Source organism: Mesorhizobium sp. B2-7-3 (assembly GCF_006440715.1).
GTDB lineage: Bacteria > Pseudomonadota > Alphaproteobacteria > Rhizobiales > Rhizobiaceae > Mesorhizobium > Mesorhizobium australicum.
The window spans coordinates 86,890-112,853 of the sequence record NZ_VFTY01000015.1 but is presented as its reverse complement, the minus strand read 5'-3'; the positions used below and the strand labels follow the sequence as shown (position 1 = coordinate 112,853).

Below are 25,964 nucleotides of genomic sequence, written 5' to 3'. Positions count from 1 at the left end.
CATCATGAACACCACAATTCGCAAGATCGGTAATTCGGACGGCCTGATTCTGCCGAAAGAGCTTCTCGATCGATTGAATCTCAAGACAGGCGACAACGTGGTCGTCGTCCAGGAAGGTCAAGAGCTTCGCTTGCGCCGATTGGAAGATTCTGCCGAAGAATTCGAGCGCAAGATGAAGGTAGCGCGCGAGCGGATGAGGAAATACGAGGTTGCCTACCGCGCGCTCGCAAAATGACGGCACATCATTCGCGAGAGTTCGTGGAGTCGATGCATGCCGAGCAGTTGCGTCTTCACGGCGGCGCGTCGGGCATCCGCGATGAAGGCCTGTTGGAATCGGCGCTCGCACGTCCGCAACAGAAAGAAGCATATGGCGAGCCGGATCTGAGCGAACTCGCTGCCGCCTATCTCTTCGGCATCGCAAAGAACCATCCGTTCGTCGATGGGAACAAGCGCACGGCTTTCGCTGCGGCCGACTTGTTTCTCTATTTCAACGCATTAAGCATCGAAGCCGAACAGGAGGAGATCATCCAACTGGTGATGATGGTCGCTGCCGGCGAGATAGACGAAGCGGGTGCGGCCGCATTCTTCCGCGACCATGTCGTCAAGCTCGAAGACTAACTCTCCGAGAGCTTGACGATCTCCCACTCCTTGCCGTTGACGCTGGCCACGTCGCCAACCTTCTTGCCGAACAGCGCGACCGCCATAGGCGAGACGTGCGAGATGCTGCCCTTGGCCGGATCGGCTTCATCCTCGCCGACGATCTTCCAGTGCACCTTCCTGCCGTCGTCACTTTGCAGCGTGACACCCATGCCGAAGCGGACGACATCGCTGCCGGGCTCCGGCACGGAAACCTCGGCACTCTCGCGTCGCGCGGTCCAGTAGCGCAGATCGCGCGACACGACCGCGATGCGCTCGCGGTCGGCTTTCCGCTCCGCTTTCGCCATGATATCGCGCAGATCGGCCAGATTGTCGTCGATCTGCGCCAGGCCGCGCTCCGTCACCAGGTTCCGGTGCGTGCTGATCGGCCGCTCGCGAACACCGGCGATCGCGTTTTCGCTGTCTTCTTCGCGGGTAAAAGCTCTGCTCATCCCCTGAACTTAGGCGCCGAGTGGCTGCCCGACAAGTCATTGCCGCCAAGAAGAGGCGCGTTGAACGTCTGGCATGATTCCTGCGCTGTCGGGGCGGAACACTGGGATTCTGTGCCGATGTTGAACAGACGAACCCTGCTGACGCAGACCACCTGCTTTGCCGTCATGGGCCTCGCGCTCGGCAAGGCGGCGGCCGCCAGCCTGACCGGCATCGAGAAAGCCTCGATGCGCGGCTCGATCAACGCCACCGAACTTCGCGTCCAGCCCGGTACCTCTGACGACCAGAGCAAGGCCTTCGCCAAGCTGCTGCGCGACGCGAACGGCCGCGACATGCCGGTCTTCCTGCCGCCCGGCACCTATGTGGTTTCCAATCTCTCGCTGCCTGGTCGCGTGCGTCTTTCCGGCGTGCCGGGCGCGACGCGGATCGTCTATGGCGGCGACGGCCATTTGTTTATGGCCGAACACGCCGACCATATCGAACTCAGCGGACTGGTTTTCGACGGCGCGAATCGCTCTATGGGCGACTACGCGCAAGGACTGCTCGATCTGCGCCGGGTGGCGCATCTCGTGGTTGACAACTGCCAGATCACGGGCAGCGGCAAGAACGGGCTGGCGCTGGAACACGCCGCGGGCCGGATCGAGCGTTCGGACATATCGGGGGCGGCGGACGCCGGCATCTATTCGGTGGAGGCCGCAGGGCTGGCGATATCAGGCAACACCGTCTCCGATTGCGCCAATGGCGGCATCCTGGTGCACCGCTGGCAAGCTGCGGAAGACGGCACCATGGTCACCGGCAACCGCGTCGAACGCATTGGCGCGCGCAGCGGCGGTACAGGCCAGAACGGTAACGGCATCAATGCCTTCCGCGCCGGCAATGTCGTCATCTCGGGCAATGTGGTCTCCGACTGCGCCTTCTCGGCGATCCGGGCCAACAGCTCCAGCAATTTGCAGATATCGGGCAACACCTGCTCACGCTCGGGCGAGACCGCGGTCTATTCCGAGTTCTCGTTCGAGGGTGCTGTCATCTCCAACAACATCGTCGACGGCGCCGCCAACGGCATCTCGATCGTCAACTTCAACGAGGGCGGCCGCATGGGTGTCTGCTCCGGCAACATCCTGCGCAATCTGTCGACATCAGGCCCCTACACCGCGGATCCACCCGGATTCGGTGTCGGCATCGCCGTCGAGGCCGACACCGTCGCTTCCAACAACGTCATCGAGAACGCGCCGCTCTACGGCATGTCGATCGGCTGGGGGCCGTATCTGCGCAACGTCGTGGCCACCGGCAACATCATTCGCAAGGCAGGCACCGGCATCGTCGTCAGTGTGGTCGAAGGTGCCGGCACGGCCGTCATCTCCGATAACGTCATTGATGGCACGTCGAACGGAGCGGTTGTCGGCCAGCGCTGGGCCGAGCCGGTGACATCAGACCTCACCCAGACCAGCAGCAGCGGCTATGCGCACCTGACCGTCGAGCGCAACCGCGTCAGCTGATTGCCACCTTCAATTCAGGGCCGGCGTCGGCCTCAGCGCCCCGACCTTGGCGCCAATCCGGCTTTCGATAGGCGCATTCGCCAGTTCGAGCAGCTTCGCCGCCAAGGCCTCGTCCGCCCGCAGCAGCCTTGCGAGGACTGCGGCGGCGATTGCATCGCCGGCGCGCCCGGCACCGTCATCGCATTTGACCGCGATGCCGAGGCCGAGTTCCGGAATTGCGGCACAATGGACGCCCTCGGCCCCGCCTTTCGCGAAAATTCGCCCCGGAGCGGCTTCCATCAGCAACAGGTCCGCGCGGCCGGTGCCGGCGACGAAGAACGGCTCCGCCATGCAGGCCGAAAGCAGCCGCTTCGCGGCCTTCGCCCGCTCCGGGCCAAAGCCTTGGGCCGTGGCCATGCGAGCAAAGCCGAGCGCGAAACTCCTGAGCGGCACCGCATAGGTCGGAATCGAGCAGCCGTCGACCGCGCGTTCGTCGGGGCCGTGGACAGCGCCGGTGACTGCCTGCATGGCGTCGTGCACCATTTCCTGCAGGGCGTGATCCGGCCTGACATAGCCGCGATGCGCGATGCCCGAATGGACGCAGGTACAGAGGAAACCGGAGTGCTTGCCGGAACAATTGTTGTGCAGCGCATTCGGCAAACCATCGGCACGCGCGAGCGCAATCTCCGCGTCATGGTTCGAGGGCCAGTGGACCCCGCATTCGAGCGCCGACCCGTCCAGCCCGGCCCTGGCCAGCATGGACCGCGCCACTTCGACATGCGCCGGCTCGCCGGAGTGGGAGGCACAGGCCAGCGCCAGTTCGCGATTGCCGAAGCCATAGGCATCCGCGGCACCCGTTTCGACAAGCGGCAGGGCCTGGATCGCCTTTACGGCGGAACGCGGAAAGACCGGCTTCGACGTATCGCCGATCTCCAGCACCGGCTTGCCGTCGGCATCGAAGACGGCGACGGCGCCGCGATGGGCGCTCTCGACAATGGCGCCGCGCAAAACTTCGATCAGAACCGGATTTGCCATGCTACCTCCCGCGAATGCCGGGGCGGTTTACCTGATCCGGTCGAGAATGGAAACGTAGTTGGCGACCGCCGCACCGCCCATGTTGAAGATGCCGCCGAGTTTCGCGCCCGGCACCTGGATGCCGCCGGCTTCGCCGACAAGCTGCATGGCGGTCAAGACATGCATGGATACGCCGGTGGCGCCGATCGGATGGCCCTTGGCCTTCAGTCCGCCGGAGGGATTGACCGGCAGGCCGCCGTCTTTTGCCGTTGTGCCATCCAGCGCCAGTTTGGCGCCCTCACCCGGCTTGGCCAGTCCCATCGCTTCATACTCGATCAATTCGGCGATAGTGAAGCAGTCATGCGTTTCGACGAAGGAGAGATCGTCGAGCGTTACGCCGGCGTTCTTCAGCGCGCGGGTCCAGGCCTGTTCGCAGCCTTCGAAGGTCAGGATGTCGCGCTTCGACATCGGCAGGAAATCCTGCACATGCTCGTTGGCGCGGAAGGCGACCGCGCGGCGCATCTTCAGCGCCGTTGCCGTGTCGGCAAGGACAAGGGCAGCGGCGCCGTCGGAGACCAGCGAGCAGTCGGTGCGCTTCAAGGGTCCTGCGACGAACGGGTTTTTCTCGCTCTCCTGCCGGCAGAAGTCATAGCCGAAATCCTTGCGCATCTGCGCATAGGGATTGTCGACGCCATTCTTGTGGTTCTTGGCAGCGATCATGGCGAGCGCATCCGACTGGTCGCCATAGCGCTGGAAATAGGCCTGCGCGATCTTGCCGAAGACGCCGGCGAAGCCGGCTGGCGTGTCGCCGTCCTCGGGCAGATAGGAAGCTTTCAGCAAATTCTTGCCGATTTCGGGCCCGGGCGTCGTCGTCATCTGCTCGGCGCCAACCACCAGCACGATGCGGGCGGCGTTTGCATCAATGGCGCGGATACCTTGCCTGACCGCCGCCGAACCGGTGGCGCAAGCGTTCTCGACGCGTGTCGCCGGCTTGAAGCGCAGCCGGTCGTCCGCCTGGAGAACCAGGCTTGCCGTGAAATCCTGCGCCGAAAAACCGGCATTGAAATGGCCGAGCACGATCTCGTCGACCTCGTCCGGGCCAATACCGGCATGGTCGAGCGCGTCCGTCGCGACCTTGACGATCAGGTTTTCGAGCGTCTCGCCCTCAAGCTTGCCGAAGCGCGAATGCGCCCAGCCAACGATGCATGCGGTCATGGCGGTCTCCATCCTTGGCGCCAGCGCCCATGGCTCGTGACGCACTTCGCTTTTATTGTTCAAATATAAACATTCTCGCCCGGGCCGTGAAGGGCCGCAACGCAACAATCGCTTGGTACAGGTCGCGTCGAGGTCGATTTTTTATTGATTGACGCGTCAATAAAAAATAATCTCCCGCAAAAATCGGAAACGGCATGCCAAAAGTCGGAATGGAGCCATTGCGCCGCAGGGCGCTCATCGACGCGACGATCTCGGCGATCGGCGAGCGTGGCTCGCTTGACGTGACCATGTCCGAGATCGCCGGACGCGCCGGTGTCTCTTCAGCGCTCGCCCACCACTATTTCGGCGCCAAGGACGAGCTGCTGTTCGCGACGATGCGGCACATCCTGGCCGAACTGACCATCGATATGCGCCGCGCCTTGCAGTGCGCCGGCACCGCGCGCGAGCGCGTCTCGGCCGTGGTCGCCGTCAACTTCTCCGATGTCCAGTTCCAGGCCGAAACCATTGCCGCATGGCTCGCGTTCTATGTCGAGGCGCAGCAATCGTCTTCGCTGCGCCGGCTGCTTAGAATCTATGCTCGGCGGCTGCATTCCAACCTGATGAGTGGATTGACCGGCATCCTGCCGAGGACCGAGGCCGACCGCGCCGCGGAAGCGACGGCGGCGATGATCGACGGGCTCTACATCAGGCGCGCGCTGAAGGATGGCGTGCCTGACGCCGCGACCGCGATCGCGCTGGTCGAGGATTATCTCGAAACCAAACTTGGCGGACGGCACAAGCAGTGACAGCGAAGCGACCCAATTTCCTGATCGTCATGGTCGACCAGCTCAACGGGACCTTGTTCCCGGATGGGCCGGCGGAATTTCTGCACACACCGCATCTGAAGGCACTGGCGGCGCGTTCGGCGCGCTTTGCCAACAACTACACCGCCTCGCCACTCTGCGCGCCGGGCCGTGCCTCGTTCATGAGCGGCCAGTTGCCGTCGCGCACCGGGGTCTATGACAATGCCGCCGAGTTCGCCTCGTCGATCCCGACCTTCGCCCATCATTTGCGTGCGGCCGGCTACTACACCTGCCTGTCGGGCAAGATGCATTTCGTCGGACCTGATCAGCTGCACGGTTTCGAGGAACGGCTGACCACCGACATCTATCCGGCGGATTTCGGCTGGACGCCGGACTACCGCAAACCCGGTGAGCGCATCGAGTGGTGGTATCATAATCTGGGTTCGGTGACCGGCGCCGGCGTTGCGGAAACAACCAACCAGATGGAGTATGACGACGAGGTCGTGTTCCTCGCGTCTCAGAAGCTCTATCAGCTTTCGCGCGAACAGGACGATGCGAGCCATCGGCCCTGGTGCCTCACCGTCTCGCTGTCGCATCCGCACGATCCCTATGTCGCGCGCAAGCAGTATTGGGATCTCTATGAGCATTGCCAGGTGCTGGATCCGGAAACCGGGTACATCGCTGAAGACGAGCAGGATCCGCATTCTCGGCGGCTGTACCATGCCAGCGACTATCCCTCTTTCGAGATCACGCCTGAAGAGGTGCGTCGTTCGCGGCGCGGCTATTTCGCCAACATCTCCTATGTCGACGACAAGGTCGGCGAGCTCCTCGACGTTCTCACGCGGACGCGCATGCTCGACGACACGATCCTCCTGTTCTGCTCGGATCACGGCGACATGCTCGGCGAGCGAGGCCTGTGGTTCAAGATGAGCTTCTTCGAAGGCTCGGCGCGAGTGCCGTTGATGATTGCCGGCAAGGGCATTCGTGCCGGGCTGATCGAGGCGCCGGTCTCCAATCTCGACGTAGCACCAACGCTTTGCGACCTTGCCGGCATCGACATCGGGGCGATCGCGCCGTGGACCGACGGCCAGTCGCTGCTGCCGCTCACCAAGGGCGGGCAGCGCACGACACCGGTGCTGATCGAGTACGCGGCGGAGGGCTCCTATGCGCCCTTGGTGGCAATCCGCGAAGGCAGGTACAAATTCGTCCATTGCGAACTCGATCCGCCGCAATTGTTCGATCTCGAAGCCGATCCGCTCGAGCGGGACAATCTGGCCGCCGACCCCGCCAATGCGGGTCTTGTGGCGGCATTCCTGGAAAAGGTCCGGGCGCGTTGGGACATGGCCGGCTTCGATGCCGCCGTGCGCGAAAACCAGGCACGCCGCTGGGTCGTCTATCCGGCGCTGCGCAACGGCGCCTATTACCCTTGGGATTTCCAGCCGTTGCAGAAAGCGTCAGAGCGGTACATGCGCAATCACATGAACCTCGACAATCTCGAAGAGAGCAAAAGGTATCCGCGAGGCGAATGATGGCAGACCTTCTCGTTCCCACTCTCGACCATCTCAGGCAGGCCTACGCGGTAACGTCACGGGCGACACAGGTCACGCCGCTGCTGGAATCGGCGGCGCTCGCCAGAGAAACCGGCGCGGCCCGGGTCTTCATCAAGCCGGAATCGCTGCAATGGGCCGGATCCTTCAAGGTTCGCGGCGCTTATTGGCGGCTGAAGCGGCTTTCGCCCGACGAGGCGAAGAAGGGCGTCGTCGCCTATTCCTCGGGCAATTTCGCGCAAGGGCTGGCCGCGGCCGGCCAGGCGCTCGGCATTCCCGTGACCATCGTCATGCCGATCGACGCGCCGGCCGCCAAGCGCGATGCTACCGCGGGTTATGGCGCGCGCGTCGTGCTGACCGACCATGACGATCGCGCGCGTGAAGAGGTCGCGGCGGCCAAGGCGCGCGAAATCGCTGAAACAGAAGGGCTAGCGCTCCTGCATCCATTCGACGATCCCGAGATCGTCGCCGGTCAGGCGGGTGCCGGCCTCGAAGCGCTCGACCAGCTGTCGGGTAAGGATGCCAGCGCCGATCTCTTGTTCTGCTCGGTCGGCGGCGGTGGGCTGATCGGCGGCGTTTCGCTCGCCTTCCACTATCTGTCGCCGGCGACCGAGATCATCGGCGTAGAGCCCGAAGGGTTCGACGGCATGGGCTCTTCACTGGCGCATGGCAGCATCGAGACCATGCCGATCGGTCCGAAATCGATCTGCGACGGACTGATGTCGCGCCGGCCCGGCGACGCGCCGTTCGCCGCGGTCAAGACCGCTGGCGTGCGCGGCATCACGGTCGACGATCAGTCGGTGCGGCGCGCGATGCGGATCGCTTTCGAGCGGATGAAGCTGGTGCTCGAACCGTCAGGTGCGGCGTCGCTGGCGGCATTGCTCGGTGGCAAGGTGGATGTGGCGGGAAAAACCGTCCTGGTGGTGGCTACCGGCGGCAACGTTTCGCTCGCCGATTTTATGGCGCATATGAACCATGCTTGAAGCGGATTTCGTTATCATCGGCTCCGGCTCCGCCGGCTCGGCCATGGCCTATCGCTTGTCGGAAGACGGCAAGCATTCGGTCATCGTCATCGAATTCGGCGGCACTGATATCGGGCCGCTGATCCAGATGCCTTCGGCGCTGTCGATACCGCTCAACATGAGCCTCTACGACTGGGGATTCGCCAGTGAACCGGAACCGCATCTGGGTGGCCGCGTGCTGGCGACGCCGCGCGGCAAGGTGATCGGCGGCTCGTCCTCGATCAACGGCATGGTCTATGTGCGCGGCCACGCCCGCGACTTCGACCATTGGGCCGAACAGGGCGCGGCCGGCTGGGGCTTCGCCGACGTGCTGCCCTACTTCAAACGCATGGAGGATTCAGATGGCGGCGAGGATGGCTGGCGCGGGCACGGCGGCCCGCTGCATGTGCAGCGCGGCTCCCGGCGCAATCCGCTCTATGGCGCCTTCGTCGAAGCGGGCCGCCAGGCAGGGTTTGAACTGACCGACGACTACAATGGCGCCAAGCAGGAAGGCTTCGGCCCGATGGAGCAGACCATTCTGGGCGGCCGCCGCTGGTCGGCGGCATCAGCCTATCTGAAGCCGGCGCTCCGGCGCAAAAACGTCAGACTGGTCAAAGGCTTTGCGCGCCGGGTGATCATCGAGAATCAACGCGCCATCGGCGTCGAGATCGAAGCTCACAAACAGATTCAGGTCGTTAAGGCGCGACGTGAAGTAATCGTCGCGGCGTCGTCGATCAACTCGCCGAAGATCCTGATGCTGTCCGGTATCGGCCCGGCCGGGCATTTGCACGAAAACGGCATTGCCGTCGTGGCCGACCGGCCTGGCGTCGGCGGCAACCTGCAGGACCATCTGGAGCTCTACATCCAGCAGGAATCGACCAAACCGATCACGCTGAATTCAGTGCTGAACCCGTTCTCCAAGGCGATGATCGGGGCGCAGTGGCTGTTCTTCAAATCGGGCCTTGGCGCCACCAATCATTTCGAGGCGGCCGCCTTCGTGCGCTCGCAGGCAGGCGTCGACTATCCCGACATCCAGTACCACTTCATCCCGGCGGCGGTGCGTTACGACGGCAAGGCGGCGGCGAAGTCGCACGGCTTCCAGGCGCATGTCGGACCGATGCGCTCGAAGTCGCGCGGCTCGGTGACGCTGCGCTCGCCGGATCCGAAAGCGAAGCCGGTCATCCGCTTCAACTACATGTCGCATCCGGACGACTGGGCGGAGTTCCGCCACTGCATCCGCCTGACCCGCGAGATCTTCGGCCAGTCGGCCTTCGATGCCTATCGCGGACAGGAACTCTCGCCGGGCAGCCATGTCCAGTCGGACGACGATCTCGACGTGTTCATCCGCGACCATGCCGAAAGCGCCTACCACCCCTGCGGCACCTGCCGAATGGGCCGCGTCGATGATCAATCGAGCGTGGTCGATCCGGAATGCCGGGTCATCGGCGTCGACGGATTGCGGGTCGCCGACTCCTCGATCTTCCCGCGCGTGACCAACGGCAACCTCAACGCGCCATCGATCATGACCGGCGAAAAAGCGTCCGATCACATCCTTGGCCGCACGCCGCTCGCGCCGTCCAACCAGGAACCATGGATCAATCCGCGCTGGCAGGCTTCCGACAGATAGGCCATGATCCGCCGATAGAGTGAGCTGCCCGACAGGCGCCCGCCCAATAACCGTCTTGGGCACAACGATTGGAGACCTCCCATGCGCGCCCAGCCCACGGCTTCGCACTATGTCAACGGACGCTATATCGAGGACGAAGGCGGCGCGCCGCTGCCGGTGATCTATCCGGCCACGGGCGAGACCATCGCCATGCTGCGATCGGCGACGCCGAACGTGCTGGAACTGGCGGTCGAGGCCGCCCGCGCCGCACAGCCGGCCTGGGCGCGGCTTAAGCCGGTCGAGCGCGGCCGCATCCTGCGCCGAGCCGCCGACATTTTGCGCGCCCGCAACGCCGATCTTGCCCGCATCGAGACGCTCGACACCGGGAAGGCGATCCAGGAGACACTGGTGGCGGATGCACCTTCCGCTGCGGACTGCCTTGAATATTTCGCCGGCGCGGTCGCTGTCTTCAACGGCGAAGCGGTCGACCTCGGCGGGCCGTTCGCCTATACGCGCCGCGAGGCGCTCGGCGTCTGTGTCGGCATCGGCGCATGGAACTATCCGATCCAGATCGCCGGCTGGAAATCCGCACCCGCACTCGCCATGGGCAATGCCATGGTGTTCAAGCCATCGGAAAACACGCCGCTTTCGGCGCTGGCGCTGGCCGAGATCTACTCGGAAGCCGGCCTGCCCGACGGGCTGTTCAACGTCGTGCAAGGCTATGGCGACGTCGGCGCCGGCCTTGTCGGCCATGATGTCGTGGCCAAGGTCTCGGTGACCGGCTCGGTGCCGACCGGGCGCAAGGTGCTGTCGCTAGCGGGCTCCAGGATGAAGCACGCGACGATGGAACTCGGCGGCAAGTCGCCGCTGATCGTCTTCGACGATGCCGATCTCGAAAATGCGATTGGCGGCGCCATGCTCGGCAACTTCTATTCGACCGGCCAGATCTGTTCCAACGGCACGCGCGTTTTCGTCCAGAGTGGCATTCACGACCGCTTTGTCGAGCGGCTGATCGAACGGACCAAGAAAATCCGCATCGGCGATCCGCTCGACCCGGAAACGCAGATGGGGCCGCTGGTCTCCAAGGCACAGCAAGACAAAGTCGTCGGCTATATCGAGGCCGGCAAGCACGATGGGGCGACGCTGGCCTGTGGCGGCAATGTGCCGTCGCTGCAGGGCTTCCAGGGCGGCTTCTTCGTCGAGCCGACCGTGTTCACCGCCGTTACCGACACGATGCGGATCGCCCGCGAGGAGATTTTCGGCCCGGTCATGAGCGTGCTGAAATTCGACAGCGAGGACGAGGTGATCGACCGCGCCAACGACACCGAGTTCGGTCTTGCCGCCGGCGTCTTCACGCGCGACCTGCCGCGCGCCCACCGCGTCATCGCCGAGTTGCAGGCCGGAACCTGCTGGATCAATGCCTACAATCTGACACCGGTGGAAATTCCCTTCGGCGGCGTCAAGCAATCGGGCATCGGGCGGGAGAACTCGCTGGCGGCGCTGGCGCTCTATTCGCAGCTGAAGTCGATCTATGTCGAGACCGGGGACGTCGCCAGTCCGTACTGATCCCGCCTACTTCTCCGCCGTTCCATCCAGATACTGCGTCAGCGCACAGACCAGATGGTAGAAGATGCTCGCCGGCACGTCAGATGCCAGCGAGCGGCCGCGCTCGTCGATGCGATCGATCCAAAGACCCAGCGGCGCCGGGTCGATATGCCAGCGGAACAGCCGGCCGACCCTCGCCTCGATCTCCGGCTTCAGATCGGGGCCGCCCGAGCCATCCAGGGCGATCGCCGCCTTGAGTGCCTCGGCCTGCGGCCAGCTGCGCGAGATCAGGTCGAGCGGCAGTCCTTGCCGCGAGACTGCGCCATAGGCAAGGCCAGTGGCCCGGTTGAGGCCGTTGGCGATTGCCGATGCGTAGAGTTTTCGGGCGAAGACGCTCAGCTCGGCCTGGCCGCTGCGGCCGGCGAAATCGACCAGCAGCGATGCCCATTCGAAGTGATGGCCAGGTTCGGTCCAGGTCCCCTTCTCTCCCGGTACCGGTTTCCATTCTGCATCGAAATACTCGCCGAGCGTCCAGCTCTCGGCGTCGAAGAAATGGCTGCGGAAGAGGTCGATGATGCGCGCCGCGCGACGCAGATGCGCACGCTCACCGGTTGCCTGGTGCCAAGCCAGGAAAGCTTCGAGCAGATGCATGTGGGGGTTGGAGCGTCGCTCGCCCGCCCCGTCCGAGGTGTCGAGGAAGCCGGTCATGCGGCTGTCCTCCAGATGCGCATCGAGGAAGGTGAAGGTCTCTTGCCCGAGCCGCAAGGCATCGGCATTGCCCGACATATGCGCATGCGCCAGCGCCAGCAGGATGCAGGAATGATCGTAGGCGTCCTCGACGGGATCGGCGACGGAGCCATCGACATTCAGCGTGCGCACCCAACCGCCCCGTTCGGTGCGGCCCTGCCCCGCCATGAAGTCGATGCCATGCGCGATCAGCCGGTCGGCCGGCCCGGTCCAACCGCGCTCCTTGGCAACCGCGAAGGCATAGACCTGCCTGGCCTGGGTGCGCATGCGCTTGGGCTTGACGAGCGGCTTGGCGTCGAAACCCAGCGCCTCGTGGAAGCCACCGTGGCGCTCGTCGACGCCTGATGTCGACCACAACGGCAAGGTCTCCTGGAACAGCCAGTGATGAACGCGCCGCCGCCAGGCGCCACTTTCGATGACGCGGTCATGCGCCGGCGTGAACCTGGTTTCCAGCCGTCCCGACTTTTCGAGTTGTTCGACGATCTTCTGACGTGCTGGCTGTGGCTCACCGGGGCAACGAAAGTGGCATCCGCCGTCGAGACAATGGCAACGTCCTTCATGCCGATGGCCGACAGCAGGCGGCCGTCGCTGCGGATATAGGAATTCTCGCAATCTATGGCGACGACATCGCCGACAACGACGTTGCCCCGGTCGTCGGCGGGACCGACATCGAGGAGCGATTGCCAGGAGCCGAGATCGTTCCAGCGGAAGCCGGCCGGCACCATGGCTATGTCTTTTGCCCGCTCCATGATGGCATAGTCGATCGAGTTCGACCGGATCGCCGCGTAAAGTTCCAGCGGCATATAGAGGCCGGACAGGTCCGTCGTGGCCGCCTCGTAGGCCGCTTCGGTGGCGTGCCAGATGTCGGGCTGGAATGTCTTGAAGGCGTCGCGCATGGCACCGGCCCGAAACAGGAAGATGCCGGTGTTCCAGTAGAAATTTCCCGCCTTGAGATAGTCGTTGGCCGTCGCAAGGTCGGGCTTCTCGACAAAGCGCGAAACGTCGAACACCCCGCCCTTCTCGGCCGATACCTCGATATAGCCGTAACCGGTTTCCGGCTGGGTCGGTTTGATGCCGAACACCACCAGACGGCCGGCGCGCGCCGCCTGCGATCCCGCCTCGATACTTTGCCAGAATTGCCCTGCCGTCGCTATTTCATGGTCCGAGGGCACCACCAGAACCAGGCTGTCGCCGAATTCCGACAGCGTGCGCAGGGTCGCCAGTGCGACGGCGGCGGCCGTGTTGCGTCCCGCCGGCTCGAACAGCGGGCCGCCGCCGGCAAGATCGAGACCGGCCAAGTCGGCATGGACACGATCGGCGTGACGCTCCGATGCGATCAGGAAGATCGGCGTCTCGCCAGCCGGTCTCGCCGTCAGGCGGCGCAAGGTCTTGGCGAGCATGGAACCGTCGCCCGACAGATCGTGGAACTGCTTGGGATTGTCCTCGCGTGACAGCGGCCACAGCCGAGAGCCGACGCCGCCGCTCATGACAAAACTGACGATGCGCTGGCCCATGGATGCCCTGTCAAAAAGTCTGGTTGTAAGCGCCGACTTCCGGACTGCGGCGCAGCACGGCATCTACGGCATCGAACATCTGCCGGCGACGCTCGGACGAGACCGGACTTTCGACGACCACGACCAGTTCCGGCTTGTTCGACGAAGCGCGCACCAGACCCCAGGTACCGTCCTCGGCAACGACGCGCACGCCATTGACGGTGATGAGATCCACGATCTTCTGGCCGGCAAAACTGGAGCCGTCACGCTTCATCGCCTGAAAATCGGAGACCACTCGCTCGACCACGCCATATTTCACATCGTCCGCGCAGTGCGGGGACATTGTGGGCGTGCCGAAGGTCAGTGGCAGTGCCCCGTAGAGATCGGCCATCGAACTGGCGGGGTTACGGTCCAGCATCTGACAGATGGCGATTGCCGTGACCAGTCCGTCGTCATAGCCGCGCCCGATTGGGGGATTGAAGAAGAAGTGGCCTGATTTTTCGAAGCCGGCGACCGCGCCGAGTTCGGCAACCCGGCGCTTGATGTAGGAATGGCCGGTCTTCCAATAGTCGGTAACGGCGCCATTGGCGCGCAGCACCGTGTCGGTGTTGAACAGTCCGGTCGACTTGACGTCGACAACGAAGGTCGAACCCGGATGGAGCCGCGAAATATCCCGCGCAAGCATGACGCCGACCTTATCGGCAAAGATCTCGTTGCCTTCATTGTCGACGACACCGCAGCGGTCGCCGTCGCCATCGAAGCCCAGACCGACATCGGCCCCTGTCTCCAGCACCTTGTCCCTGATTGCATGCAGCATCTGCATGTCCTCCGGATTGGGGTTGTAGTTTGGAAACGTATGATCAAGCTCGACATCGAGCGGGATCACTTCGCAGCCGATGCGCTGCAGGGCTTCCGGGGCAAAGGCGCCAGCAGTGCCGTTGCCGCAGGCGGCGACCACTTTCAGCTTTCGTCTGATGCGCTTGTCCCTTGTTACATCGTCGAGATAGGTGGCGCGAAAATTGTCGACGAAATCATAGGAGCCGCCGCCGGTAAGGTCGAAATCGGCGGCCAGAACGATCGCCTTCAGCGCGCTCATCTCCTCGGGGCCGAAGGTCAGCGCCCGCGCCGCTCCCATCTTGACGCCGGTCCAGCCATTCTCGTTGTGCGATGCGGTGACCATGGCCACCGACTGCGTCTCCAGCGCGAATTGCGCGAAATAGGCCATCGGCGACAGCGCCAGACCGATATCCTTCACCCGTGCGCCGGCCGCCATCAGCCCGGAAACCAACGCCAGCTTGATGCCGAGCGAATAGGATCTGAAATCATGCCCGGTGACGATGTCAGGCCCAGCGCCGAGCCGCCGGATCAGCGTGCCGAGCCCCATGCCAAGCGCCTGGACCCCGATCAGATTGAGTTCAGGCGGCACTGCCGAACCGGGATGGCCGAACCACCAGCGCGCATCATATTCACGAAAACCGGATGGCTTGATCAGAGCCGCGGTTTCGAAGTCGAAGCTGTTTGGCCACGCTTCGCCGACGATTTTTAGGGGCAAGACGGCAGGGCTCCTAGCGGCAGAAATACGATCCATCAAGGCAGCGGCTTAGCACACCAGGCTTTAAGCCACGTTTATCCCGGATGGAAATTCGGGCCTTCCGGCAACGCCCGCAGAAAGCGGACGAAATGCGACAGAAGGGCTGCCATTGCCGCTTGCAGGAACGATGTGTGGCGGCTATAAGCCCGCGATCTGGTCACGGAGTGTAGCGCAGCCTGGTAGCGCACCTCGTTCGGGACGAGGGGGTCGCAGGTTCAAATCCTGCCACTCCGACCAGAAAAAACAATGTGTTAGCGCATCCCGACTTTGGCGCCCCACCCGAGATTCACCAGAGATAGAGCCTTGTCCAAGATGATGCCTGTTCCTAGGGAACGGACACGAGATTCGTTCCTCTTTGGGGGCATGGGCCACGAAGTCCCTGCCCTCATATGCAGGCGTTTAACGCAGGCCGAAAAAGCTCAATACCGCTATGACGACGACCACCGCTCCCACAAGCCAAATGATGTTGTTCATAATCTCACTCCTGTTGCCTGGTGAAGCCCGCGCCTCTGGCGGAGGACGCGGGCCGATCAGCCTTTGCCTGCTGATCTTCAGCGAACACCAAACCGTGATGTCCGCTGCGGGAAGAACTGTTAGGCCGGCCTAATGTTCCGTCGCCTGACGGGGATCTGGCGACAGGTGGGCGAACTGTCTTAACAATTGCGGCAGAGCGTTCCTCCCTGGCAGTGACAGAACGCGGGTGACGTTTGCCGCCGCCTGGGCAGATGGCCGGAAGCAAGCCTCCTCTTTGCCAATCGTGGCGACGCGATAGCCAGCCCTTCGCTTGCGTGCGGCTGTCCCCCGGGGAACCGGAACCAAAGGGATCAGCAGCAGTTGTAACCAACGAAGGGCTAATCAAAGCAGTTGGAGAACTTGCAATGAAAACAATGATCATGTGCGCTTTGGCGCTTTCAATGGGATTGCCCGCTTTGGCTTCGGCAGCCGAGGCCGACGTCGTCATCAGGACCCACCATCGGCACCACCACAACGTCAGGATCATCAATGAGGAAGGCCAGCGCCTGCATCACCGACACCACGGGACGGTGGCGTTCTATGACCATGGCCGGCGGCATCACGATCGGAATGCAGTCGTCGTCACCGGCTCCGTTTCCACCCACCACCGTCACCATCATCCGGTGGTAATGGAAAACGGCGGTTACTGATGCCCAACTGGTGGCCCGGCTCTCGCGAGCCCGGCCACCAGGTGACTTTGCCCAGCACGCTCGCGCGCGTTTCATGCGAATAGCTTCGAGTTCTCGCCCGCGGCTGAAATGCAGCCATGCGAAGCGATCGTTTCAACTTCGAATCTCCCATACCGCTCGGAAGCGTCGCGGGAATTCTGCTCGATGACCAGGTCATTTGAGCTGGCCTGGCCAAGACTTCAGGGTTCGCCAGATCCATGCTCGCTCACGAAGCCTATCGGCCTGGGAAAGAACTGGGCTGCGCTAATGTGCCAAGAGATTAGCTGAGGACTATTCCAGCCACCATGAAGGTGATGGCAACCGCGAAAATCGGTGCGAGCAACCAGCGCGCCTGACCAACACTCTTCTCCATCAAATTCCTCCGGTATTGCAGCAGACAACGGTGACGAAGAGCGACTGTTCCGGCCGGCCCGCTTGGCAAGACCAATGCGTTCCAGGCCCAGACTTAGGTCCGACCTCCGCCCGACCGAAGCCCTGCCCTGGGAACGTTTCCGCTCGGCCCAAGTTCGAGATCGGGCGCGGGAAAACCAAGCGAAGCGGGAACGGATGAGCACCACCATGTCGAACCATGAGACTGTAACATCCCATGTGTTGGGGATGCGCATAGATAGCCTCAAAACCAGAATGCAACACGCTCAGATCACCGAGGGTGAAATGAAGACCTTCCAAAAGGTAGCGGCCGTGATTGAAGGCGGGCGAGGCCGCATCGACGGCGACGATCTGATCGCCGCATCCTTCGTTACCGACACGCTGACGGACGCGATGTCCGAGTAACCATGCCAACAATCAGTAAGCTTTTCGAATCCCATGCCGAAGCGGCGCGGATTGCCGGCGACCTGTTGGCGGCCGGGGTTCCGCGCGTACAGGTCGCCATTATCGGGCCCTATCGTGACGAAATCGATGTCCTGAGGTCTCCGGGTGTCATGCTGGGCGCTGCCGCCGGGCTGTTGGCGTGCCTCGGCGCCGTTGCTGTTTACGACATCAACCTTTTCCCGACCGGCCTATCGGCAATAGCCTTGGCCAGCGTGTTCTGCGGCGGCCTTGGCGGATTGCTCGAAGCCATTGTCGCGGCCGCCAGAAGACCCGAGCGGCCAAGTATTGGCGGGGGGATTGTGCTGGTAACGGCGCATGTCGACGACAATGCGACCGACATTGCCCAGATGATGCTCGGCGGTTGTGACTCCATGACCGAATTGGCCGCCCAAGCAGCGTAAAAATTCCGACAGCGATAATTGGCCGATAGCCAGTGCAGAACGCGAGCACTGGCCGGCCGGTGAAACTTTGACGAATTGGCTATCAGCGCTAGGTTGATCGATGAAGATCAGGGAGGCGGCAAAAACGGCCGGGCCGGACGCGCGCATGAGTTTGATTTCAAGGACAAGGTCGGCACCCGCTCTTCTGGCTGCGGCCTTCATGGCTGCCGGATGCTCATCGATCGGCAGGACGGCCAATCCGGCCAAATACGAGAGCATGAGCTGTAGCGACCTCAACAGTGCGCTGGGAAGCAGCGCGCGCGACATCTCGCAGACGGCGATCACCCGCGGCAAGGTCGTCAACACCAGCGTGCCGCGCTGGCTGCTGGGCGGATCGCGCGTCAAGACCGCGGTCGCCAACCGCGAAACGGCCAGGATCGACCGGCTGAAGCGACAGCAGGATGCCATTGTCGCTGTGCGCGCACGCAAGTGCGCGAGCTGAGCGACAGACGACGCCACGACAATTGCCCCTGCCGGCGCCTTACGCGCTCAGTCGAAACCGTGTGACGTCGATCGCGGCGTTCATCAGCGTCTGCGTATAAGGCGCCCGTGGATTGCTGAAGATCTCTTCCGTCGGCCCCTCTTCGACGATCTTGCCTTGCTTCATGACGATGATGTAGTCGGCCATTGCGCGCACGACCGACAGATCGTGGCTGATGAAGAGGTAGGACAGTTCGTGGTCGGCCTGCAGCTTGCGCAGCAGTTCGACGATCTGTTTCTGCACCGAGCGGTCAAGCGCCGATGTCGGCTCGTCCAGCACGACCATCTTCGGTTTCAGAATCATGGCGCGGGCAATGGCGATGCGCTGCCGTTGTCCGCCGGAAAATTCGTGCGGGTAGCGGTTGCGGGCATTGGGGTCGAGGCCGACCTCGCGCAGGGCCTCGACCGCGCGCTGGTCGCGCTGCTTTCCTGAAAGGTTGGGCTCATGCACCAGCAGCCCTTCGGTGACGACCTGACCGACGGTCATGCGCGGCGACAGCGAGCCGAACGGATCCTGGAAGACAAGTTGCATCTGGCGCCGCAGCGGCCGCATCTGCTGCCGGTCGGCAGTGGAGATATCGCGATCGCCGAACCGAATGAGCCCATCGCTCGGCAGCAACCGCAGCAAGGCGCGGCCGAGCGTCGACTTGCCCGAGCCGGATTCGCCGACAATGCCGATGGTCTGGTTGCGCTGCAGCCGGATCGAGATGTGATCGACGGCCCGCAGCATCAGCGGTTCGCCGGCCAGAAACCCACCGCCGATCCTGAATGTGACTTCGACATTCCTACCTTCGAGCACCACCGGCGCATCGCCTGGCGGCGGCGCCTTGGTTCCCGTCGGCTCGGCCGCCAGCAGCATTTTGGTGTAGGCGTGCCGCGGATTGGCAAAAATGGCTTCCGCCTCGCCTTCCTCGACCACCTCGCCCTGGCGCATGACATAGACACGGTCGGCAAAGCGCCGGACGATACCGAGGTCATGGGTGATGAAGACGATCGCCATGCCGAGCTTGCGCTGCAGTTCGGCCAAAAGCATCAGAATCTGCGCCTGGATGGTGACGTCAAGCGCCGTCGTCGGCTCGTCGGCGATCAGGATGTCGGGGTCATTGGCGAGCGCCATCGCGATCATCACGCGCTGGCGTTGGCCGCCGGACATTTCGTGCGGATAGGATTTCATCCGCCGTTCCGGATCGGGAATATGCACGAGCCGCAGCAACTTGAGCGCCTCTTCATGCGCAGCGGCGGCACTCAGGCCCCTATGGCGGCGGATCGGCTCGATCAGCTGGTTGCCGATCGAATAGAGCGGATCGAGCGAAGTCATCGGTTCCTGGAAGATCATGCTGATCTTGCGGCCGCGGACCTTGTTCAGCTCGGACTTGCTCAGGGTCAGCAGGTTGCGGCCGCGATAGTCGACATGGCCTGACGCTTCGCCATTGGAGGCCAGCAGGCTCATCGCCGCCATCATCGTTTGGCTTTTGCCGGAGCCGGACTCGCCGACCACGGCAACCGTTTCACCCGCGTTGACGTGGATGTTGATGCCCTTGACCGCTTCGACCGCACCGTCGAGGGTGCGGAAGCGGACGCGAAGGTCCTTGACGCTGAGGATCGTTTCGGAAGCAGCCATTTCAGCGGTCCCCATCTTTATCGATCCCGTGGGTCGAGCGCGTCGCGCAGGCCGTCGCCGACGAAATTCAAGGCGAACAGCGTCGAGACCAGAAAGAAGGCGGGAAACAGGAGCAGCCAGTTGGCGGTGCCGATGTTCTTGGCGCCGACCGAGATCAGCACGCCCCAGCTGGTCATCGGCTCCTGGATGCCAAGCCCGAGGAACGACAGGAAGCTCTCCAGGATGATGACCTGCGGCACCAGCAGTGTCATGTAGATCACCACTGGGCCAAGCAGGTTCGGGATGACATGGCGGATCAGGATGCCACGCTGGCCAATGCCCATGGCTTCCGCCGCCTGGACATATTCCTGCCGGCGAATCGACAGCGCCTGGCCGCGCACGATGCGCGCCATGTCGAGCCACAGCACGGCACCGACCGCCAGGAACATCAGCACGAAGTTGCGGCCGAAGAACACCACCAGCATGATGACGAAGAAGATGAACGGCAAGGAATAGAGCACGTCGACGATGCGCATCATCACTTCATCGACCTTGCCGCCGGAAAAGCCGGCGGCGGCGCCGTAGATCACGCCGATCACCACCGCCACGACACCGGCCAGCAGACCGATGGCCAGCGATATGCGCCCGGCCATCAGCGTGCGGGAGAGAAGATCGCGGCCGGTATTGTCGGTGCCGAACAGGAAATACTGCTGCTTGACCGATGCGCTCATCGTCACTTCGAGGCCGTCGGGCGACTTGTTTTCGATCTTGGTGTCGTCGAAGGCATCGGACCGGTCGAGGTAGCGGATGTTGCGGTCGTCGATCGGCTTGGTCGACTTGACCGTGACGAAGACCTGGCTCCCCTCCTGATGCCACTCCTTGATGTCGACCCGCATGCGCTTGATCGCTTCAGTGAGCGCGGTCTCGATCATATCGGGTTTCGGATAGGCCGAGAGGCTTGGCGGCATGCGCACGTAGTCGGCGTAGATGGTCGTGTATTGATGCGGCACGAACCACGGGCCAAAGACGCTGATGATCCCAATCAGAACGAGGTAGTAGAGGCTGAACATGGCGGCGCGATTGGCCTTGAGGCGCGCCCAGGCATCGCCCCAAAGCGAGCGACCAACGATTGCGGGGGCCGTGGCTGCGATGTCAGTCATAGCGCACCCTCGGGTCGACGACCGCGTACATGACGTCGACGATCAGGTTGAAGACGATGGTAAAAATGGCGATCACCACCACCGTTCCCATCACCAGCGTATAATCGCGGTTGAGCGCGGCATCGACGAAATAGCGGCCGACGCCGGGAATGGAGAAGATCGTCTCGACGATGACCGAGCCGGTCAGCAGTGCCGCCGCCGCCGGGCCGGTGAAGGAGACGATCGGCAGGATGGCGCCGCGCAACGCGTGCTTGACCACCACCGACCAGTCGGAAAGGCCGAGCGCGCGCGCCGTTCGGATATGATGGGATCGCAGCGATTCGATCATCGAGCCGCGCATCAGGCGGGCAACGATGGCGATTTGCGGCAAGGCAAGTGTCAGCACCGGGCCGACCTTGTTGATGAAGGCGCCGTCACCCCAGCCGCCGATCGGCAGCAGCCTCCAGGTCAGCCCGAAGACAAGCTGGATCACCGGCGCGATGACGAAGGTCGGGATGGTGCTGCCGGCGGTCGCCAGGGCAATCACCGTATAGTCGCCAAGCTTGTTCTGGTTGAGCGCGGCGATGGTGCCGAGCACGCTGCCGAGCAGCAGCGCCAGGATCAGCGCCGAGGCTCCGAGCTGCACGGAAATGGGCAGGCCCTTGGCAAACAGTTCGGTGACGGTGAAATCCGGCATGTTGTAGCTCGGGCCGAAATTGCCGCGCAGCAGATTGCCGAGATAATGGACATATTGCAGCCATAGCGGATCGTTGAGGCCGAACTGCGCTTCCAAGTTGGCCTTGATCTCGGGGCTCAGCCCCCGCTCCTGGTTGAATGGACCGCCTGGCGCGACGCGCATCAGGAAGAACGCCATCGTCACGATGACGAACAGCGTCGGGATGGCGGTCAAAAGCCGCCGGAATACGTATCGCAGCATCGGTGCCCCACTTGATCCAGAGCACGCCCTTCCACTCGGACGATTGCGCTCCAGCCTTCAAATCTTCACACCGGATTCTTCCGAAAATCGATTTCCGCTTCCCGGGCCGATGCGATGGCAAACCAGCACCGCCGCGCTCTTTAGAGCGCGGCGGCTTGGCCAGGGATCAATCCTTGCTGACGAAGCGCGACGGATGCACGTCCATCACATTGTCGACGAAGCCATGCAGCTTCGAGGAAACGATGTCGTGGTAGCTGTAGTAGAGAAGCGGGATCTGGCCGACGTCGTCGATGAGGATGCGCTCGGCCGCGGAGAGGTCCTTCATGCGCTCTTCGGGCTTGCCGCCCGCGGCCGCCGCCTTGTCCATTGCCGCTTCGTATTGCGGGCTGTTGTAGTTGGAATAGTTGTTGCCGCTGGCCTTGCGCGTGATACCGAGGAAGGTCTCTGGATCCTTATAGTCGGCAATCCAGGCGGCACGCGCCACGTCATAGTCGCCCTTCTGCTCGAGGAAGGAGTAGTGGGTCTTGGTGTCGGTGTTGAGCAGCGTGACGTCGACGCCAAGCGGCTTCAATTGTTCCTGGATCGCCACTGCCGTGTTCTTGTGGTTTTCCGAGGTGTTGTAGCGGATTTCCATCTTCAGCGGATGTTCGGGGGTGTAGCCAAGCTTCTCGAGGATCTTCTTGGCCGCGTCCTCGCGGTCGATCTGCGGCATGTCGGCGTATTTGGCCATTGCGGGCGTGTAGCCCTCGATGCCGGGGGGCACCATCGAATAGCCGGGCAGCATCGAATTCTGCCAGACCTTCTCGGCGATGAAATCACGGTCGATCGCCATCGAGATGGCGTTACGCAGTTCGGGGTTGTTCCACGGCGCCTTATCGGTCTTGATGGCATAATAGTAGGTGCCGAGATACGGCCCGACATGGATCTGGTCGCCGAACTTGGTCTTGAGGTCGGCGAGCTGTTCGGTCGGCAGATCGTCATAGCTGTCGAGTTCGCCGGCCTCGAAGCGCTTCATCGCCGACGAGCGATCCTCGGTCGGAATGTAGTTGACCACGTCGAACTTGACGGTCGCGGCGTCCCAGAATTTGGGATTCTTGACCAGTTTCATGTGGTCGTTGGGAACCCATTCGGCCAGCGTATAGGCGCCGTTCGAAACCAGATTGCCGGGCTTGATCCAGTCGGCGCCAAGCTTTTCAATCGAGGCCTTGCTGACCGGATAGGTCGCCTGATGGGTCAGCATCTCCAGGAAGTACGGTGTCGGCGCCTTCAGCGTCACCTCCAGGGTGCCGGCGTCGATCGCCTTGACACCCATGTCCTCGGGCTTGCCTTTCTTGGTGTTGACGTCCTCCGCGCCCTTCACCGGATACAGCATCGAGGCGTATTCGGCGCCGGTCGCCGGATCTTCCAGCCGGTGGAAGGCATAGACGAAGTCGTCCGCCGTCACCGGGCTGCCGTCAGACCACATGCCGTCCTTGCGCAGCTTGAAGGTGTAGACGGTGCCGTCATCCGATACCGTCCAACTTTCGGCCGCGCCCGGAATGAGATTCGCCTTCTGGTCCTGCATGACCAATCCCTGGAACAGGTCACGCAGCACATTGGCTTCATAGACCGTCGAGGTCTTGTGCGGATCGACCGACTCCGATTCAGCGGCGGTGCCCCTGTTATAGACACTCTCCGCGAAAGCCGGCGTGTAGAATGCGCCGGCGGTTACGGCCATGGTGGTGGCGAATACCGTCGCCTTCAGCATGTTTTTCAGCATGAAGTTCTCCCTGTCGGCGCTGCCATCGGCGCGCCTTACGTGTTGACGCCCCGAAGCCGATGACTGGCTCCTTTGAGCGCGCCCCCGGTTCCCTCCGGCGGCTGGTGGCAGGAGACTAGACAGGAGGTAAGCTCTTTTCAACCGAGTACTGATTGACCCTAAGTCAATCCCCATTGTAGAGAAAGCAACGGCTAAATTAGAGATTCGTTTTCAATCGACCGCACCCTTTGGTTGCACCCAGAGTTTTCGCTTTCTGCATGCGAATTTGGGCATGCTGGTGCCATGGTTCACCACCCCATTTTCGAGGCTCGAAGGCGCCGGTTCCGATCAAACAATTCGGGAACTTCAGCGGTCGAGTTCGCTTTGCTGTCCCCGCTTTTCATCCTTCTTCTGCTCGGAATGGTTGCGTACGGCATCTATTTTGGCGCCGCCAATTCGATCCAGCAAATTGCAGCCGACGCTGCCCGAACAGCCATCGCTGGGGTGAACCAGACCGAGCGGCAGACGCTCGTGGCCAGCTATCTCACCAACAATGCCGGCGGCTACCCCTTCGTGGACGCCAGCAAACTGACCTACCAGGCCAACGACAGCATCGCCGACGGAAGCCAGTTCGTGGTGTCCATCTCCTACGATGCCCGCAACCTGCCGATCTGGAACCTGTTCCCCGGCATAGCCATGCCAGGGACGACCATCAAGCGTCAGTCAACGATCAGGGTCGGGGGTATCTGAATGCTGCGGCGGGCGGGCAAGGGTATCGACCGGCTTGCACGGTCGATGATGGGAGACAGGAAGGCGAACTTCGCCGTCATGACCGCATTGAGCGCGCCGGTCGCATTGGCATTGGCGGCTGTGGCCATTGACGAAGCCTCCATCTATACCGAGCGCCGGGAAGCCCAGGCGATGGTCGACCTGGCGGCGATTACCGCCGCCTCGAACATCAACAACGTCAACACCGCGGTCGTCACCACACTGACCGACAACGGCATGCCGGGCGTCGTCGTTCAAGCTTCGGGCCAGACCATTGCCCCGGCCACCGGCAAAACGGTGGTGACGGTCACGCAGGGCCGATATGCCTCATCGACCGCCAATGTCAGCCAGCGCTTCCAGGCGGGTGTGACGCCTTACAATGCCGTCCGCGTCACTTTGGCAAAGATTCCGAACCGCTATTTCGCAAGTTCGCTGATCCCCACTCCCGTCATCGGCACCCAGGCCACGGCCAGCATGACGCCGCTGGCGACGTTCTCGGTCGGATCGCGGTTGCTCAGCGTCAATGGCGGCATCCTCAACGCACTTTTGAGCGGACTTCTCGGCGGCAACATCTCGCTCAGCGTCATGGACTACAACGGGCTGATCTCGGCGGATGTGAGCGTGCTTTCCTTCATCAGTGCGCTCGCCACGCAACTGAACATCACGGCCGGTACCTATTCCGACGTTCTGGCATCGAAGGCGACGGTCGGCCAGATCGCTACCGCCATGGCCAATGTTCCCGGCCTCGGCAATACGGCCAAGGTCGCCCTGCAGACCATCGCCTCCAAATCGACCAGCACCGTCAAGATCCCGCTCAGCAGCCTTGTCGACCTTGGTTCGGTCGGCAGCCTGGGCCTCGGCCAACAGCCGTCCGGGCTTGGGGTAGACGCAAGCGCCATGGGCATGCTGACGGCAGCCGCCGTGCTCGCCAACGGTACCAACCAGGCCGCGATCGATCTCGGCGCCACCATCCCGGGGCTGCTCTCCACCAAACTCAGCATCGCCATCGGCGAGCCGATGCAGTCCTCGCCCTGGCTGGCGATCGATGGTATCGGCACTGTCGTGCGGACCGCCCAGACGCGCATCAAAGTAGCCGCGACAGTCGGCGGCGCAGGCGGCAATGTCGGTGGGGGCATTACTCTGGTGTCGGTCAACCTGCCACTGCATGTGGAAGTCGCCTACGCCGAAGCCAAACTCACCGACATAAGCTGTCCTACGGGTCCCGACAGCATCAAGGTCACCGTTTCTGCCCGCCCCGGTGTTGTGGAAGCGCATTTGGCCGACAGCAGTAGCTCCGGCTTTGCCGATTTCACCAAACCGGAATCGTTCTCCGACACTGAAATCGCAAAGGTCAGTCTTCTGATCAATCTACTTTCAGTGACGGGCTCAGCGGCATTTGAAATGGCCAACAACGCGCCGACCGCATTGACCTTCAACAAGGCCGACATCGACGCCAAAACGATAAAGACAGTCTCCACGCAAAACCTGACACAGTCTTTGACGACCTCCCTGATCACTGATCTGTCGCTGACGACCAATTTGCTGGGCTTGCCGCTGCTGAATCTGAATACCTTGCTTTCCACCGTGCGGCCGGCAGTGGTTGCGCTCTTGAACGGCGTGGCGGCGCCGGTCGACGAGTTGGTTTACAATTTGCTCGGAGCCCTTGGTGTGCGTGTCGGCCAGGCCGACGTGCGCGTCACCGGCGCGACCTGCGGCCGGGCGGTGCTCGTTCAGTAGGACCGCCT

The 25,964-nt window shown here is 62.7% G+C and carries 22 protein-coding genes, 1 tRNA gene and 1 pseudogene; 15 read left to right on the top strand and 9 right to left on the bottom strand.

From position 1 onward, the window contains the following. The first annotated feature begins 4 nt into the window (after nt 1–4). Together FJW04_RS27255 and FJW04_RS27250 are read left to right on the top strand one after the other, a co-directional pair. A complete protein-coding gene (locus FJW04_RS27255) occupies nt 5–235 on the top strand; it encodes an AbrB/MazE/SpoVT family DNA-binding domain-containing protein (protein ID WP_140717839.1) in 231 nt (76 codons plus the stop codon). Continuing rightward, nucleotides 232–618 carry a type II toxin-antitoxin system death-on-curing family toxin gene (locus FJW04_RS27250; RefSeq protein ID WP_140717837.1) on the top strand — a complete coding sequence of 129 codons (387 nt, stop codon included), beginning with the start codon at nt 232–234 and terminating at the stop codon, nt 616–618. The genes FJW04_RS27255 and FJW04_RS27250 overlap by 4 nt, the downstream gene beginning before the upstream one ends. Here the strand turns inward: FJW04_RS27250 and greA are convergent. After that, on the bottom strand, nt 615–1,088 hold the full coding sequence (gene greA, locus FJW04_RS27245) for a transcription elongation factor GreA (protein WP_140717835.1): 474 nt from the start codon (nt 1,086–1,088) through the stop codon (nt 615–617). The two genes, FJW04_RS27250 and greA, sit on opposite strands and share 4 nt — an antisense overlap. Nucleotides 1,089–1,205: 117 nt before the next feature. Here greA and FJW04_RS27240 point away from each other — a divergent pair, with 117 nt between their 5' ends. Further along, the gene (locus tag FJW04_RS27240; RefSeq protein ID WP_140717833.1) at nt 1,206–2,582 is read left to right on the top strand and encodes a TIGR03808 family TAT-translocated repetitive protein; all 1,377 of its coding nucleotides are present in this window, start codon (nt 1,206–1,208) and stop codon (nt 2,580–2,582) included. 9 nt (nt 2,583–2,591) lie between these two features. On the opposite strand, the gene FJW04_RS27235 is transcribed toward FJW04_RS27240, so the two are convergent. Then, complete coding sequence (locus tag FJW04_RS27235; protein ID WP_140717831.1) at nt 2,592–3,596, bottom strand: asparaginase; 1,005 nt, start codon at nt 3,594–3,596, stop codon at nt 2,592–2,594. A 27-nt stretch (nt 3,597–3,623) separates the two neighbouring features. After that, a complete protein-coding gene (locus FJW04_RS27230) occupies nt 3,624–4,790 on the bottom strand; it encodes an acetyl-CoA acetyltransferase (protein ID WP_015318666.1) in 1,167 nt (388 codons plus the stop codon). Between the two features lie 194 nt (nt 4,791–4,984). Here FJW04_RS27230 and betI point away from each other — a divergent pair, with 194 nt between their 5' ends. The 5 genes from betI to betB all read left to right on the top strand — a co-directional run bounded on the left by betI (nt 4,985) and on the right by betB (nt 11,292). Then, on the top strand, nt 4,985–5,575 hold the full coding sequence (betI, locus tag FJW04_RS27225; RefSeq protein ID WP_015318667.1) for a transcriptional regulator BetI: 591 nt from the start codon (nt 4,985–4,987) through the stop codon (nt 5,573–5,575). Next, nucleotides 5,572–7,101, top strand: coding sequence for a choline-sulfatase (betC, locus tag FJW04_RS27220; protein WP_140717829.1), 1,530 nt, complete (start codon nt 5,572–5,574; stop codon nt 7,099–7,101). Before betI ends, betC begins: the two co-directional genes overlap by 4 nt. Continuing rightward, a complete protein-coding gene (locus FJW04_RS27215) occupies nt 7,098–8,102 on the top strand; it encodes a threonine/serine dehydratase (RefSeq protein ID WP_041163494.1) in 1,005 nt (334 codons plus the stop codon). The genes betC and FJW04_RS27215 overlap by 4 nt, the downstream gene beginning before the upstream one ends. Then, on the top strand, nt 8,095–9,747 hold the full coding sequence (betA, locus tag FJW04_RS27210; RefSeq protein ID WP_015318670.1) for a choline dehydrogenase: 1,653 nt from the start codon (nt 8,095–8,097) through the stop codon (nt 9,745–9,747). Before FJW04_RS27215 ends, betA begins: the two co-directional genes overlap by 8 nt. A gap of 81 nt (nt 9,748–9,828) precedes the next feature. Next, nucleotides 9,829–11,292, top strand: a complete 1,464-nt coding sequence (betB, locus tag FJW04_RS27205) for a betaine-aldehyde dehydrogenase (RefSeq protein ID WP_140663187.1) — start codon at nt 9,829–9,831, stop codon at nt 11,290–11,292. A 6-nt stretch (nt 11,293–11,298) separates the two neighbouring features. On the opposite strand, the pseudogene FJW04_RS27200 reads toward betB, so the two are convergent. Beyond that, nucleotides 11,299–13,532: pseudogene (locus tag FJW04_RS27200) on the bottom strand (mannose-1-phosphate guanylyltransferase/mannose-6-phosphate isomerase). 10 nt (nt 13,533–13,542) lie between these two features. Next, nucleotides 13,543–15,063, bottom strand: coding sequence for a phosphomannomutase/phosphoglucomutase (locus tag FJW04_RS27195; RefSeq protein WP_140717827.1), 1,521 nt, complete (start codon nt 15,061–15,063; stop codon nt 13,543–13,545). 199 nt (nt 15,064–15,262) lie between these two features. On the opposite strand from FJW04_RS27195, the gene FJW04_RS27190 reads away from it, so the two are divergent. From FJW04_RS27190 to FJW04_RS27170, 5 genes are all read left to right on the top strand, one after another. After that, nucleotides 15,263–15,339 (top strand) — tRNA-Pro (locus FJW04_RS27190). Nucleotides 15,340–15,980: 641 nt separating this feature from the next. Next, nucleotides 15,981–16,265 (top strand): hypothetical protein, encoded by a 285-nt coding sequence (locus FJW04_RS27185; protein WP_140618613.1) that lies wholly within the window; start codon nt 15,981–15,983, stop codon nt 16,263–16,265. Nucleotides 16,266–16,850: 585 nt separating this feature from the next. Next, on the top strand, nt 16,851–17,078 hold the full coding sequence (locus FJW04_RS27180; protein WP_318011560.1) for a hypothetical protein: 228 nt from the start codon (nt 16,851–16,853) through the stop codon (nt 17,076–17,078). Nucleotides 17,079–17,080: 2 nt separating this feature from the next. Next, a complete protein-coding gene (locus FJW04_RS27175) occupies nt 17,081–17,518 on the top strand; it encodes a hypothetical protein (protein WP_140717825.1) in 438 nt (145 codons plus the stop codon). Between the two features lie 145 nt (nt 17,519–17,663). Next, nucleotides 17,664–17,999, top strand: coding sequence for a hypothetical protein (locus FJW04_RS27170; RefSeq protein WP_041163884.1), 336 nt, complete (start codon nt 17,664–17,666; stop codon nt 17,997–17,999). Between the two features lie 39 nt (nt 18,000–18,038). Here the strand turns inward: FJW04_RS27170 and FJW04_RS27165 are convergent, their stop codons facing one another. From FJW04_RS27165 to FJW04_RS27150, 4 genes are all read right to left on the bottom strand, one after another. Then, entirely contained in the window at nt 18,039–19,658 is a 1,620-nt protein-coding gene (locus tag FJW04_RS27165) for an ABC transporter ATP-binding protein (RefSeq protein ID WP_140717823.1), read from the bottom strand. A 17-nt stretch (nt 19,659–19,675) separates the two neighbouring features. Further along, a complete protein-coding gene (locus FJW04_RS27160; protein ID WP_140717821.1) occupies nt 19,676–20,797 on the bottom strand; it encodes an ABC transporter permease subunit in 1,122 nt (373 codons plus the stop codon). Then, nucleotides 20,790–21,713, bottom strand: coding sequence for an ABC transporter permease subunit (locus FJW04_RS27155; RefSeq protein ID WP_015318681.1), 924 nt, complete (start codon nt 21,711–21,713; stop codon nt 20,790–20,792). The genes FJW04_RS27160 and FJW04_RS27155 overlap by 8 nt, the downstream gene beginning before the upstream one ends. A 166-nt stretch (nt 21,714–21,879) precedes the next feature. Next, nucleotides 21,880–23,472, bottom strand: a complete 1,593-nt coding sequence (locus tag FJW04_RS27150) for a peptide ABC transporter substrate-binding protein (RefSeq protein WP_140618621.1) — start codon at nt 23,470–23,472, stop codon at nt 21,880–21,882. Between the two features lie 282 nt (nt 23,473–23,754). Between FJW04_RS27150 and FJW04_RS27145 the strand changes: the two genes are divergently transcribed. Further along, a complete protein-coding gene (locus FJW04_RS27145; RefSeq protein ID WP_083883080.1) occupies nt 23,755–24,201 on the top strand; it encodes a TadE/TadG family type IV pilus assembly protein in 447 nt (148 codons plus the stop codon). Beyond that, entirely contained in the window at nt 24,202–25,956 is a 1,755-nt protein-coding gene (locus FJW04_RS27140; RefSeq protein ID WP_140663196.1) for a TadG family pilus assembly protein, read from the top strand. Nucleotides 25,957–25,964 lie beyond the last annotated feature (8 nt).